This is a genomic window from uncultured Mucilaginibacter sp. (genome assembly GCF_903913935.1).
Classification (GTDB): domain Bacteria; phylum Bacteroidota; class Bacteroidia; order Sphingobacteriales; family Sphingobacteriaceae; genus Mucilaginibacter.
The window spans coordinates 1-14,375 of record NZ_CAIWNH010000358.1; the positions used below are offsets into that span (position 1 = coordinate 1).

The following is a 14,375-nucleotide window of genomic DNA, read 5'->3' on the forward strand; positions in this document are numbered from 1 at the left end:
AGAGGCCGTATCAAAATTCGAATGATGCGGCTTTTTATTTTACAGTAAATAAACCAACTTGCAGTAGCATTTTAATGCTGATTTCGGAGAACGAGCATTGTTGAATGAAAACTATCGAAAAGGGTCTCTTTTAAGCCGCTTTTTTTCTTAGATTTTGTGCGATAGAAAGTAAACCCCATTCAACGGCGACTTTTTCTTTACCGCGGAGCAAGAAGCGCCGGAATCCGTGATTCTGTTTGATATTTCCGAATACGGGTTCGACATCGAAACACCGTTTCTTTCGCCGCTGTATGCCTTCTTCAGTGTTTAACAGTTCAAACGCCTTTTGCTTCTGGCGTTTTAGGTTTTCATTGATTTCAATAACGCGGTTCTCTTTTGATTTGTGACAAGCGCCGTTCAGCGGACAATTTCCACAGTTCTTTGCTTGGTATCTTTTTACATTTTGCTCAAATCCGGTGCTGGTTTTCCTGATGTAATTTCCAATGAAATCCATCTGCTTGCCCATCGGGCAGATATAACAGTCTTTTTCCTGATTATAAAAAAGCTTATCCGAAGCAAAAGGAAACTTGCTGTTATGGGTTTCGTTTTGCTCTTTATCAAACATGCCATACTTTACATAGGCAGTAACTTCCTTTTGTTCAAGCAGGGTGTAATTTTCCTCTGAACCATAACCTGCATCTGCTGTAAGCACTTTGGGGGCCTTACCGAAGCTGGCCTCGTGCTGCACTAAATGTGCGGTTAAGGTAGTGGTATCTGTAGGGTTGGGATGAATAGTATAATTTACAATGAATTGATTAGATGTTGATATCTGCACATTATAGCCAGGCTTTAACTGCCCGTTTTTCATGTGGTATTCCTTCATGCGCATGAAAGTGGCATCGGTATCTGTTTTGCTGAAACTATTCCTTTCTCCCAGTATAGCTTCCTGTTGTTCATATTTGGCAATGGACAGAGGGTAGTTTTTGGTTACATAATTCAACTTGTCCTTAACCTTCTTATCTATATTGTCCTTAGCTGCCAGTTTTTCATTGAGTTGCGCTACTGTTGCCTTTACTTTGGCGCTGTCAATCTCTGTAAAATCAGGTGGTTCCGGCATTTTGTCTTCATCGGCGGCGAGTTGCTGCGCATACTGCCAGATTTCGGTCAACTGCTTTTTCATTTTTTCCTTGTTTGTCTGGATTGATTTTCTCCAAACAAAGGTGTATTTGTTCGCATTGGCTTCAATCTTTGTTCCATCTGTATTAATTTCATCAATACTTAGCAACCCTTCATCGGCCAGCAACTTTACTACATCTTCAAACACGCTACGCAATGCATTCTTCAGGCGAACACCCCTAAACCGGTTAATGGTATTATGGTCGGGATAGCTCATCGAACTCAACCACATAAAGTAGATGCTCTCCTGACAGGAAGCTGCCAGCTTGCGGCTTGAATAAATATTGGTCACATACCCATAAACCAACACCTTCAGCAATAGTTGAGGGTGGTAACTGGAACTTCCTCTAATGTGGTAAGCCTTTAATAAAGGTTCGATATTGATCTTGTTAATCACCTCATTTACAATCCGGACAGGATGCCCCTGGGGGATTAGTTCTTCCAAGGTGGGTGGAATAGCAAGGATCTGCTGCTGGTTATAGGGTTTGAAAACGGGTCGCTTTATTGCCATATGTCATATATATATAACATAAATATATGAAAATCAGACGATTAAAACAAGTAAAACGCTGAAAATATCTCCCGAAAAAGCGCTGCACATGTACTTCATAAAAAAAGAGGCTGATCATGATTTATGATACAGCCTCTTCTTCGTTCGTCATTATTGTGTACTTTGCTGAATAAGGCATTGGTTTTTAAAGGGCGCTGTATAATTAGACTTTTTCATCCGTGTTTTTTTGTGCACCCAATATTGGCATGCAAGCCCCAACAATACTGACAACGCAGCTTTTTATATTTCGGATAACGCGATGCCATAAAAAAACGTATAAAACCTTTTAAAAACCCCGCCTAAACCTTATTTTTCGTGCAGAAATAAACCATGCTGCATCGTAATAAGATCACTTCGTTTTTAACCAAATTTAAAGGGAAGCGCCCATGCCTGTAAAAAAACATTGGCTGTACCCTGTTTTGGCGTTGTTGCTGCTTGCGGGCTGTAGAAAAGATTTAAAAGTTGTCCCGGTAACTGACAAAGGTACGCTGCCAACCACTTTGTCTATTTCGTCCCTTTTCCAAAATAACATAGTGGTGCAACGGGATAAGCCAGCTAACATTTGGGGGCAGGCGCCCGCAAATACACAGGTAACCGTAAATGTAAGCTGGAGTTCGGCTGCCATTGTTACGTCAGCTGACGCTTCGGGCAACTGGAAGGTAAGTGTTCCTGCCGCTGCTGCAAATACCACCCCTCAGGCCATAACAGTTAAAGCTCCGGGTAATAGCACGATAACTATCTCAAATGTGCTGATCGGCGATGTATGGATATGTTCAGGTCAGTCAAACATGGTTATGCCGGTTGATACCATGGCGCCATTTAAGGGGGTATTAAATTATGCAGCCGAAATAGCAACAGCCAATTACCCTATGATCAGGATGCTTACGGTGCAGGAAGACATTGAGCCATCACCCATCGCAAGTTTAAATAAGCCAGTAAGCTGGAGCGTGTGCTCACCGGCAACAGTTGGCCGCGCCAGCGCCGTAGCTTATTACTTTGCACGTAAATTAAATACTACGCTCAATGTGCCCATAGGTATTATTGTTTCAGCGGTTAACGGTTCCAACTGCCAGGACTGGGCAAATGTTGAGGCGATTGAAAACGACGCCAATGTTGCTAACAATTACCTGGCCGGGAGTTCCGGACTGTACAATGGTATGATTAACCCCTTAATTAACCTTAGCATCAGGGGATTCGCGTGGTACCAGGGCGAAAACAACCAGGGCGATCCTTCCCTGCCCGCTTATACCCAGCTAAATGCCGACCTGGTAAAAGGATGGCGTACAAAGTTCAGCCAGCCCGAACTACCATTTTATTATGTGCAACTAACCCCTTTTGCAGCAGATTACAACAGCACCACACCACCGGGTGGGAATCCGCTTTCAGATTACCTCGCGTATTTCAGGGAAGCACAGGCCAATATGCGGCCGTTGCTTGCCAACACAGGAATGGTGGTTACGATGGATGTAGGCGATCCGGCTAATCATCACCCCCCAAATAAAGAGCCGGTTGGCGAACGCCTTGGATTGCTCGCTTTAAACTACACTTACGGCCAAAGTGTGCCTTGCGTGGGGCCTCAATATGCATCGTTTGCAGCAAATCAATCCACTGTTACAATTAATTTTGCTCCGGGTACCGCTAATGGATTAACGACGGGCAACAACGTTTCTTTAAAACAATACTTTTTTCTCGCCGGTACCGACCATGTTTTCAGGCAGGGGCAGGCCGCAATTTTAGGTAACACCATTGTAATAACGGCACCAGCCGGTACACCTTTGCCAGTAAAAGCAGTCAGGTACGCTTTTACTAATGCCCCGGTAACCAACCTCCAAAACTCCGCCGGTTTGCCGGCGGAACCCTTCAGGACGGATAACTGGAGTAATTAGGTTCCCTTTTTGCCGATGTTCCGGGTTATTTGCGTTTGACCCCGTTTTTTTTCTTCGTCCCAATAAAATTACAATGGCCGTAAATTAAAAGTATAAATTACTTAATTCATTTTCCCTATCTTGCCTTACCAAGTAAAACAAAGCTTTTTAATAACGATGAGAAAGACCCTTTTTTTATTACTTACCCTGTTTGTTTACAGCTATTCTTCGGCACAGTTAAAAGTACAGCACCTGGTGACCGAAAACCAGGTAGATCCTATCAATATTGACGCACTTGTACCCCGATTTAGCTGGCAGCTTGATGCACCGGGAAGGCAAAATGTAATGCAAACGGCTTACGAAATAAAAGCGACCACTTATACCTACCTGAAAAAAGGCAAACACGACGTTTGGAGCTCTGGCAAGGTAGTATCAGATCAATCAGTTTACGTTCCTTACAAAGGTGAAGCATTGTTGTCTGGCCGGAAATATTACTGGCAGGTTCGGGTTTGGGACAATACCGGAAAGCCTTCTGAATGGAGCGAGCCTGCATCCTGGCAAATGGGTATGCTTACCCCGGCTGACTGGAAAGCACAATGGATCAGCCCGGGTTATGTGGAAGATTCGGTAATGAGGCCAAGTCCTTTGTTCAGGAAAGAATTTTCGCTAAATAAGAAGATCGCGTCAGCAACCCTTTTTATTACTTCACACGGACTTTATGAAGCACAGCTCAACGGGCACCGGGTTGGCGATGCCTATTTAACACCCGGATGGACTAGCTACAACAAGCGCCTGCAATACCAGGCCTATGATGTAACAGCATTGCTGCAAGAAGGTAAAAACGCTGCGGGGGCAGTACTTGGCAACGGCTGGTATCGCGGGCATATGGGATTTAACCCCTTACCCAATCTTTATGGAAAGGATATTTCGCTGTTGTTTCAGCTTGAAGTAACTTATGCGGATGGCTCGAAAGCGACTATAACTTCAGATGGTAGCTGGAAGTCGTCAACCGGGCCGGTGCGTTTTGCGGAAATTTACTATGGCGCCACTATTGATGACAATATGCAGCAGAAAGATTGGTCCGTTATCAACTTTGATGATAAAACCTGGGACGGCGTAATCGTGCAGGATTTTCGGAAGGATATTTTGGTAGCCACCAATAGCGAACCGGTACGCAAACACGAAACCTATAAGCCTGTTAAGATATTTACAACACCGAAAGGCGAAAAAGTGATCGATTTTGGGCAAAACCTGGTAGGCTGGGTACAACTTAAAGTAACCGGGAACAAGGGTGACAAAATCGTCCTTTCACATGCGGAAGTAATTGATAAGGCCGGTAATTTTTATACAGAAAACCTGCGTACGGCCAGGTCGCAGGATGTTTATATTTTGAAAGGCGGCGGCGAAGAAACTTTTGAGCCGCAGTTTACCTGGCAGGGCTTCCGTTATATTAAAGTAGAAGGATATCCTGGCGACCTGAAGCCAGAGAACTTTACAGCCGTTGCTCTTTATTCGGATATGGCGCCTACGGGAAGTTTCTCCTGTTCAAATGCATTGATCAACCAGTTGCAGCATAATATTCAATGGGGGCAGAAAGGCAATTTCCTGGATGTGCCAACAGATTGCCCTCAGCGCGACGAACGGCTTGGATGGACCGGCGACGCGCAGGTTTTTTCGCGTACGGCATCCTATAATATGAATGTACACAACTTTTTTGCCAAATGGCTTAAAGATGTGGCCGCCGACCAATATAAAAACGGGAGTATCCCTTTTGTAATTCCCAATGTAATCGGCAGAACCGACGCCATTGATGGACCCGGCGCTAGTACCGGCTGGGCTGATGTATCAACCATTATCCCCTGGAATATGTATATCGCCTATGGTGACAAGCGCATACTGGAAGACCAATACGCAAGTATGAAAGCCTGGGTTGATTACATGAAAACGCAGAGCAAAAGCGAACTTTGGAACACCGGCTTCCACTTTGGCGACTGGCTATTTTATAGTGTGAATGACGATACCGATGGCAGTTCGGCCATCACCAACAAATATTTAATCGCACAATGTTTTTACGCCTATTCAACACAACTTCTTATCAATACCGCCAATGTATTGGGTAAAAGCGAGGATGCTGCTACCTATACCAGTTTATTAGCCAAAATAAAGGAGGCTTATTTAAAGGAATATGTAACGCCAAACGGCCTGATCTCGTCAGATACGCAAACAGCCTATGTGCTTGCACTTCAATTTGATATGTTGCCCGAAAATTTAAGGCAGCAGGCTGCCGACAGGTTGGTGAACAATATCAGGCGATATGGCAACCACCTTACTACTGGCTTTTTGGGTACACCCTACCTTTGCCGCGTACTAAGCAATTTCGGCCATGCCGATGTTGCCTACCAGCTTTTGTTACAGGATACTTATCCATCCTGGCTTTACCCTGTAAAAATGGGCGCCACCACTATTTGGGAAAGATGGGATGGCATAAAACCTGATGGTTCTTTTGAAGACGCCAGCATGAACTCCTATAATCACTATGCTTATGGCGCCATTGGCGATTGGATGTACCGCGTAATAGCCGGTATTGACACAAAAGCGGAAGCCCCGGGATATAAAGAAATAGTGATCAAACCGACAATTGGCGGTAATTTGCAAAATGTATCTGCTGATTATGAAACCAATTACGGCAAAATAAGCTCGCATTGGAAAGTAGCTAAAGACACTCTTTTAATGGATGTAGCGATCCCCGCTAATACAACGGCAACGGTTTATATCCCTGCGCAAAGCGGTGATATGGTAACTGAGAATGGCAAACCTTTGGCTGGAGAACCGCTTACTGAAACAACAAATTCAGGCATACGGTATTTGGTTACAAAGGTCGGTTCCGGATTATACCATTTCAGCGCAATTGCCGCAAAGCATTAATAACGGGCTTACAGCTTAATAAAAGTGCTTTTTCCAACAAGTGTATTATCGCTGTTGTTGGTTACCTGTATTATATAGGTTCCAGGCAAAAGGGTGCTAACATTGGTTTGCCAGCTGGCTGCTGCTGTAGTGCTTTCCTTTAAAACAGATCCGTTGATATTAAAGATCTTAATATCATACGAAGCGTTTCTGGCAGGCAAAATTGCAGCCAGGTTTTGTTTGGCTGTGGAGCTGGTTTGCTTTTGAGAACTTCCGGTAGAACCGGTAGTGCTTTTTTGCGGTATAGAAAGATTGATAATGCCATTGGACGGATTTGGAAAGATGCTTATTTTATTGGCTGCACTGGGTTCAGTTGCGGTACTTCCAAAACCAAGGTTTATTGCATTTGAATAGCTAACGGTTCCGTTCATATCGGTTATTTTTATGCGGTACAGATCGTTGCCGTCTAACGGTGTTTTATCGGTGTAACTATAAGAGCCCGCCCCATTTGACCTAAGGGTGTCCAGCATATAAAATGTCGCTCCCTCATCAATGCTCCTTTCAGCGGCAAATACCGTAGTTGTTTCTTCGTTCTCTGTTTTCCAGCTAAGTTGAGCCGTTTTGGCTGCTTTAATCGCGTCGAAAGATAAAAGATGCATCCCCAAGGCAGGGTTTTGACGGATAATCACAAGAAAACGGTTGTTGCCGAAAGATGTACTGTTATTTTTGTCGATATTAAACGCATAACTGGTACCTGTCCGAAGATCTAAAGAGTCTTTAGCGAATTGATCTATCAGCCAAACATCATATATGGCCGGGATAGAATCCAGTTCGGTTCTTTCCAGCGTAAACGCGCCGCTTTTAGCAGCTTCCACATCCAGCCTGATCATTAGTGGGCCTTGCCTGGGCAACGGTACAATATTGACAGACAATCGAATGTTGTCAGATGACAGGCTCGACAAGCCCTCGGGCGCATTGATCCCTTCCATATATTTTGAATCCAGCTGGTTATTATATACGGTTGTTGCTGCCGCGTCAAAACCAATGGCTATATCATCATTATTAAATGCGTCCATTACCAATTTGAGCCGGAGCAGGGGAATGGGGGTATAGTCATTTCTTTTAGCCGGAGAACCAGACGCCTTGGTTGAGAGGCAAATTGAAGCGAAAAACAAGCTTAACAAAATACGGTGTACCATAATCTTAATTTAAAAGATTGAGGCCCTGCATTTTAAATCAATAGTTTATCGGTTCTTTTAGTAAACAGGCAATAACAGCGCCAAAATCAAAAAGCTTCGATTTTTTTAAAAAAAAGGTCTTTTTATTGCTAATCCAATCATTTTCAAGGCGGAGAAAATCAATAAATGAGTATATTATTCCCCTTTGTAAAAAAAAATTCCACGTCCGGTTTTTAGAAAACTATTTAAGGAATTTGGTTGGCGAAAAGCTTCCAGCGATAAATACTGCAGCTTTAGGATGAATCACGCGGCAAACGGTTATGCAGAATTCCATGAGCATGGAATCAGTACTGGTATGCTTACATTTTGACAAATGTGCTTTTCCTCACTATGCTTTTGTCATGTTTGTTTACCAGTTTAATAGTGTTTGTACGGGGAGTAAGGCGCTGCCATTATCCTAGCAGGATGCCGGCGGGGACATGCGCTATTCCGGATATCTCGATTTTAGCGTTTTTTTGGGGCGGGAAATGGCTTTTGCCACCAATAAAAATTGAAGAAAGAACAATAATAAATTGACGAAATTAAAAAATAAAACAATGAAAAAAGGGAATGTATTTGTTACAATACATTCAAACCTTTCGCACTTATTCTCTAAAATATCTTTTCGGCTTTAAAAAAAGCGAAAGCCTTTAGATATGGATAGCCCTGTTTTCCGTAGCTGCCAGGCAGGCCTCGCGCATAGCTTCTGTATAAGTAGGGTGTGCGTGGCTCATGCGTGATACATCCTCGGCAGATGCACGGTATTCCATGGCTACAACCGCTTCAGCAATCATATCTGCTGCACGCGGGCCTATCATGTGTACGCCTAAAATTTCATCAGTAGCTGCGTCCGCCAGAACTTTTACAAAGCCATCCAGATCGCCGCTGGCGCGGGCGCGGCCGCTGGCCTTGAATGGGAATGAGCCCACTTTGTATTTAACCCCTTTTTCTTTTAACTGCTCTTCGGTTTGCCCTACTGCGGCAACTTCGGGCCAGGTATAAACAACGCCGGGAATAAGGTTATAATTGATATGCGGTTTTTGACCGGCAATAATTTCAGCCACCAATGTACCTTCATCTTCCGCCTTATGGGCAAGCATAGCCCCCCTGATCACGTCGCCAATGGCATAAATACCTTTTACCGAAGTTTCCAGGTGCTCGTCAACAGTGATCTTGCGGCCACGTTCTTCAACCGTAATGCCTATCTTATCCAAACCTAAGCCATCCGTATAAGCAACGCGGCCAACAGCCACCAGGCAGTAATCGCCTTTTAGTTCTCTCTTTTCGCCTTTCGGGTCATCAAAGCTAACCGTAACTTCTTTTCCTTTTACGGTTGCCCCGGTAACTTTGTGGCCAAGGTAGAATTCCATGCCAAGTTTTTGTAAAACCTTTTGCAATTCGCGGCCCAGGGCTTTATCCATGGTAGGGATAATGGAATCCATAAACTCAATAACAGAAACTTTTGATCCTAAACGCGCATAAACTGAGCCCAGCTCCAGTCCGATAACGCCGCCGCCAATCAATACCAGATGCTTCGGTATTTCGGTGAGGGTTAGTGCTTCTGTCGAGGTAATAATTCGTTTTTTGTCAACCTTAATAAAAGGCAACGCTGATGGCTTTGAACCGGTGGCAATAATGATGTTTTTGCCGGTTATCTCCTGCTCCGTACCATCAGTCTTTTTTATGGTGATGGTATTTTTATCTTTAAATGAACCTAAGCCGTAATAGGTATCAATTTTATTCTTTTTCATCAGGTAGGCAATGCCGCTGGTATTCGCGTTTACCACTTCCTGTTTGCGTTTGATCATCTGCCCGAAATCAACCTTCAGATTATCCAGCTGAATGCCATGGGTTGCAAATGCATGTGCAGCGTTATGGTAATGTTCGGATGAATCGAGCAATGCCTTTGAGGGGATACAACCTACATTAAGGCAGGTACCGCCTAAAGTGCTGTATTTTTCGATAATAGCTGTTTTTAAACCCAGCTGTGCGCAACGGATTGCACCTACATAGCCACCCGGACCTGAACCTATAACAATAACATCATACTGCATACACTTGTATCTTATTGGAGCGCAAAGTTAAGGATTATTGCATGGCGAAGAAACAGCAAAGTGATTTATCATACTAAAGTTGACTTTGAATTGAATTTATAAGCCCGCCTGTAAAATTAAAACTTTTACAAACGGGCTCCATCTATCAAAACAATATTCTTATTTTAACCCGTACACCACTACCTGGCTCGAAAAGGTTGGCAGATAAACATGTCCGTTGGCAACCAGCGGTGATGAGAACTTGGCGTATGAGCCTGCATAATCACTTTGTTGCTGAGCATTATCCCAAAGTTCTTTGGTGATATCACTGGCATCAAAGGCCCGTAAAATACCCGGGCTAACGGTGTGTTCAGCATCGCCACTTGAAGCGTAGGATGCCCATAGAATACCGGTCCCGGCGGTTGCGCCATTTGAGGATACCGAAATAACTGCACCGCTCTGCCCGGTTGGGCCCGCCACTGTGGCTACTTTTTCGTTGGTTAAAGTAAATGTATTGCTGGTCCTGTTGAAAGGGAAAGCGCGCAGCTGGTCATTTTCGGGCCAAACATATACATACTCTGCCGAAGCACCTTTGTAATAAGCTGCCTGGCAGTGAAAATTTGAATTGGGGCTAAGCGAAATGGTCTGCAGGATCTGGTTCGTCGTCGCGTTGTAGCCCCCCATATTATCCTTGTCAACCACATACATATTACCGTCTTTGCAACCGGTAAAAAAACAATTGGAGTTGGGGATCAGCAATGCGCCCATCGTACCGTAATCAAGGTCATTGTTTTCCAGGTTTTGATAATTAAATGGAGTATAAAAAGAGCTTACCACTAGTTTTGAACCTGTGGGCGTTAACTTTAATGTACTTTCGCCGCGATTGGTTAAATTAGTTGGGTCACCATTATCGCCTACAGTACCATTACCTACGACCGCATACAGGTTGCCCTGCGGATCGGCTGAAAGGCCCATTCCGCTTTCCCAAATGCCGCCTTCGCCGCCATTTGGCGTATCGTTATAAACAATTTGCTGCGCCAGGGTGCTTGCATTATAACCAAGGATCCAGCCGTGGTATGGCCCCCAGTCGCAATGCGATGAGAAATTGATATACACCACGCCGTTGAGCAGGGTAAGTGCGGAACGCTGGTTATTGCGCTGCGGATCAAAACTTACCACACCGCTTGCGTTACCATCGCCGGTACCAGGCACCGAGGCTGCGAGCTTAACCGGGCTGCCGGAACGTTCGCTGCCATCAACCAAACTAATGGCATGCAGGTATTGCAAAAAGGTAATACTGTTGGTGCTCCTGGCCACAAAATACATGGTTTGTGAGGCCGAATCGATAACGGGGGTACCTACTATACCCATATTGCCGCTAAAATCCTGGTACTGGCCGCCGCAGGCCCCTGTCATGTCGGTGTTTTTTGGGGCTCGCATACCAGATGCGCTAAAGTTTTTATGCCAGTACAAAGTGCCGCCGTCGCCGTCATAGGCGTACACACTGTTATTTACGGTGGCGATAAACACCACGTTGTGTTTGGCGCCTCCAATAGTCAAGTTGCCATACATTAAGGGTTGGGCATAAACCTGGTCGTCAACATTTAATGAAAACAACCGGCCAAAGGTGGAGGTATTTACATTACTGGTTGTAAGTTTTGTTTCCTGGCTGTTTAATCCTGTGCGGTAATTGCTGTTATGCTGGGTAAGTACCGAGATGTGCTGATCATTAGGTACTACCTTAACGGGCGGAGGTGTTATAGTGGTATTGGTGTCCTTTTTTTTGCAGGCCGCACAAAACATCAGCACTGTGAGACACAGCAGGGAGAAATTTTTAATCATGGTTATAAATTGGCTGGATAAAGGCGCAATTTAGCCATTTTAGGCAGATTATTTAATGCCGGCACTAAATTATTTCATACCGGCATTAAATAAAGATGCTTAATAAAGTATTTTCCCAGAGGCGGTTACCAGGGATGCAATTCGCACAGCATCAAAAATTCGTTCTTCGGTGGTGCCTAATTTGATCAGGGAATCCTCGTGTGCATTTACACACATTTCGCAGCCGTTTACTGCGGATATGGCCAGGCTCATCAGCTCAAAAAACTCTTTGCCGGTTACGGGTTTCATCATTAGTTGCATCCGGATCCGCGCCGGGATCTGCGTGTATTTTTCCTTTTGCGTAAAGTGGCGAAAACGGTAAAATACGTTGTTTGATGCCAGTAGCGAAGCGCATCCAGCGGCTTCGCCTGTTTCGGCAGGGGTAGCGCCCTGCTCTTCGGCGTAACGGGTAAAGTAGGTTATTAATAATGTATTGTTATTGTTGATAGCTGTTGAAAGGGCCAGCAGCGCACATTCTTTAGCACTTAAGTGTTCTGAAGTAAGGGTGCTGATAAGGTTCAGCTTCATGTCCCTTGAATAGCGGGACTCACCTTTTTCAAGCAGTTCGAGCGAGGCATTGCGGTATGTGGTTGCAACGCCCAGGCCTGTAAGTATTTCGTTAATCAGTTCTGTCGATTCAGTCATTATCAAATTTTTCTTATAAAAAAGAGGTTATATCAGAAGCCCTCTTATCTAAAATAAAACTTAACCATTTTATCCTTTGCGATCTTTGCGCCTCCTCTGCGTACTCTGTGGTAAATATTTAACACAGAGGCCACCAAGAGATTCGCAGAGGGCGCGGAGTTTTTATCACCCCGGATAACGCTACCTGTTTTATCTTAAACCATGCTCAGATATAACCCCTTATCAATTTAGCTACTTAAACAGTTAAAGTGTCTTCGCCTTTAACCCAGTTGCAAGGGCAAAGTTCGTCGGTTTGCAAACCATCCAGTACGCGCAAAACTTCTTTTACGTTACGGCCAACGCTTAAATCGTTTACACTTACCCAACGGATAATGCCTGTTGGATCGACGATGAAAGTAGCACGGTAAGCGATCTTTTCGTTAGGCTCCAAAATGCCCAGGTCTTCGGCCAATGATTTTGAAGTATCAGCCAGCATCGGGAATTTAAGGTCGCGCAGGTCTGCATGGTCTCTTCTCCAGGCAGCGTGTACAAATTCAGTATCAGTTGAAGCGCCGATCAAACGGGTATCACGGTCGCGGAATTCGCCGTAGTTTTTGTTGAATTCAGCAATTTCGGTAGGGCAAACAAAAGTAAAATCTTTTGGCCACCAAAACATTACGGTCCAAACATTATCTTCATTCACCAGGAAATCAGAAGTAATGGTTTCAAACTCTTTGCCTTTTTCGATGCTTACAACAGCGGTTTTTGAAAATTGAGGGAATTTTTGGCCTATAGTTAACATATTTTTATTTTTTGTGTTGATGTATTGCAAATATACGGCTTTTTGAAGCCCGGTTTTATAGCAATAATTGATGTGATATAGGGAATATCTATATCGTGCTTAATTCTCCATTGTTTTTATCAATATAACAAAAAGCGCTGCTTATCGCGCAGCAACAATTAAATATTCTTAAAAAAAGCCCAAAGATTTATGAAAATAAAAACACGCTTGGTAGTGCTGAAATGCAACTTTTCGCCATAAAATGTCCTGTTTCAACCGTTTTGTAGATATGGATTTTAGCGTACATTCGCTTTATGGAAAAGGTTAACAAAAAGAAGCTGTTTATCCCCTTTATTATTTCGCTGGTATTTTTAGCAGTTACTTTCAACACCATAGCGCAGGGAGTGGAAAAGAACGAGATCTGGCGGATTGTAGTAGGCGGGCTTGGCGGCAGCTGGTTTTTGTTTGTAGCTATTATTTCGGGCAAAAGGATCTTTAAAAAGGATAAAGACGCTGCGTGACGGTTTTTAGTGCCCGGTTAAAAGACCCCAGATAATGCCCACCATAACAGCGGTTGTAGTACCTGCAATCAGCACCGCTGACTGGTCACTAACCTGGTAAACTTCCCTTATACTACGCTTGCAGATGAACCAGAGGCATGCTCCAAAGAAAATAATGTTCCATAAAGCGGCGGCGGCGGAAGGTAGAGGGAACAGATTGTTTATTGCCATATACCTCTCCGCTATATGCGCTTTCAACTCCATAAAAAAATAGAATACCGTCGTCGTTTCCAAATAGCAGCAGCAGATGCAAAAAAGCACCCAGCCCAACTTCTTGCGCCGCCAAAACAAGATGGCAAATACCGGGAGGATAATTAATTCTAAAAAATCAAGGGGCGTACTCCAATCCCACCTGCTTTCCTTGCTAAAAAGCATAAAAGTGATAAAGGAAAACTCCTTAAATAGCGTCAGCAAAAACATAATACCCAGCGCTGCCGATAAAAAATTTATGATCCGGTTTGTTGACGGCGTACTTTGCTGAATGGGGTGTACCGCATCAATCACCAACGCCCCTATATCTTTCACTTTGTTTTCAAAGGCCTGCCGCTTTTCTTTTTGTACCACTTTTTGCTGCAACTCCAGGTTTATTTCGGCTTTTGCGTTTTCAAGTACTTCCGGCGCCAGCTTCCTGTTTGCAAGTTCGGTATAAGCCGTTTCAACGGCAAGGGGCTGGTAGTCGGCACCATTGTCGATAATCTTAAGCAGATCAGTGTTGCTTAAGGTTTTATATCTTTCGGCGAATGGGTTCATCGGCGATAAAAAAACTGTGATAATTTTAAATTTATTAAAGATAGCAAGAAGTTTA

The 14,375-nt window shown here is 44.0% G+C and carries 10 protein-coding genes; 3 read left to right on the forward strand and 7 right to left on the reverse strand.

All coding sequences use genetic code 11. The features are described from left to right. Nucleotides 1-130 precede the first annotated feature (130 nt). Complete coding sequence (locus QZY09_RS14255) at nt 131-1,666, reverse strand: IS1182 family transposase (protein ID WP_295673418.1); 1,536 nt, start codon at nt 1,664-1,666, stop codon at nt 131-133. A gap of 425 nt (nt 1,667-2,091) precedes the next feature. Here QZY09_RS14255 and QZY09_RS14260 point away from each other — a divergent pair, with 425 nt between their 5' ends. Both QZY09_RS14260 and QZY09_RS14265 read left to right on the forward strand, forming a co-directional pair. Next, nucleotides 2,092-3,591, forward strand: coding sequence for a sialate O-acetylesterase (locus QZY09_RS14260; protein WP_295673420.1), 1,500 nt, complete (start codon nt 2,092-2,094; stop codon nt 3,589-3,591). Between the two features lie 156 nt (nt 3,592-3,747). Next, nucleotides 3,748-6,495: a glycoside hydrolase family 78 protein gene (locus QZY09_RS14265; protein ID WP_295673421.1), complete on the forward strand. Its 2,748-nt coding sequence runs from the start codon at nt 3,748-3,750 to the stop codon at nt 6,493-6,495. Nucleotides 6,496-6,503: 8 nt separating this feature from the next. On the opposite strand, the gene QZY09_RS14270 is transcribed toward QZY09_RS14265, so the two are convergent. From QZY09_RS14270 to QZY09_RS14290, 5 genes are all read right to left on the reverse strand, one after another. Further along, the gene (locus QZY09_RS14270; RefSeq protein ID WP_295673422.1) at nt 6,504-7,673 is read right to left on the reverse strand and encodes a T9SS type A sorting domain-containing protein; all 1,170 of its coding nucleotides are present in this window, start codon (nt 7,671-7,673) and stop codon (nt 6,504-6,506) included. A 668-nt stretch (nt 7,674-8,341) separates the two neighbouring features. Then, nucleotides 8,342-9,745, reverse strand: a complete 1,404-nt coding sequence (gene lpdA / locus QZY09_RS14275; RefSeq protein WP_295673424.1) for a dihydrolipoyl dehydrogenase — start codon at nt 9,743-9,745, stop codon at nt 8,342-8,344. 159 nt (nt 9,746-9,904) lie between these two features. Next, on the reverse strand, nt 9,905-11,566 hold the full coding sequence (locus tag QZY09_RS14280) for a hypothetical protein (RefSeq protein ID WP_295673426.1): 1,662 nt from the start codon (nt 11,564-11,566) through the stop codon (nt 9,905-9,907). A gap of 99 nt (nt 11,567-11,665) precedes the next feature. After that, the gene (locus tag QZY09_RS14285) at nt 11,666-12,250 is read right to left on the reverse strand and encodes a carboxymuconolactone decarboxylase family protein (protein WP_295673428.1); all 585 of its coding nucleotides are present in this window, start codon (nt 12,248-12,250) and stop codon (nt 11,666-11,668) included. 235 nt (nt 12,251-12,485) lie between these two features. Then, complete coding sequence (locus QZY09_RS14290) at nt 12,486-13,031, reverse strand: peroxiredoxin (RefSeq protein ID WP_295673430.1); 546 nt, start codon at nt 13,029-13,031, stop codon at nt 12,486-12,488. 293 nt (nt 13,032-13,324) lie between these two features. On the opposite strand from QZY09_RS14290, the gene QZY09_RS14295 reads away from it, so the two are divergent. Further along, a complete protein-coding gene (locus tag QZY09_RS14295) occupies nt 13,325-13,531 on the forward strand; it encodes a hypothetical protein (protein ID WP_295673432.1) in 207 nt (68 codons plus the stop codon). A 6-nt stretch (nt 13,532-13,537) separates the two neighbouring features. Here QZY09_RS14295 and QZY09_RS14300 read toward each other — a convergent pair. Continuing rightward, on the reverse strand, nt 13,538-14,375 hold an 838-nt coding region (locus tag QZY09_RS14300), incomplete at its 5' end, for a hypothetical protein (RefSeq protein ID WP_295673434.1).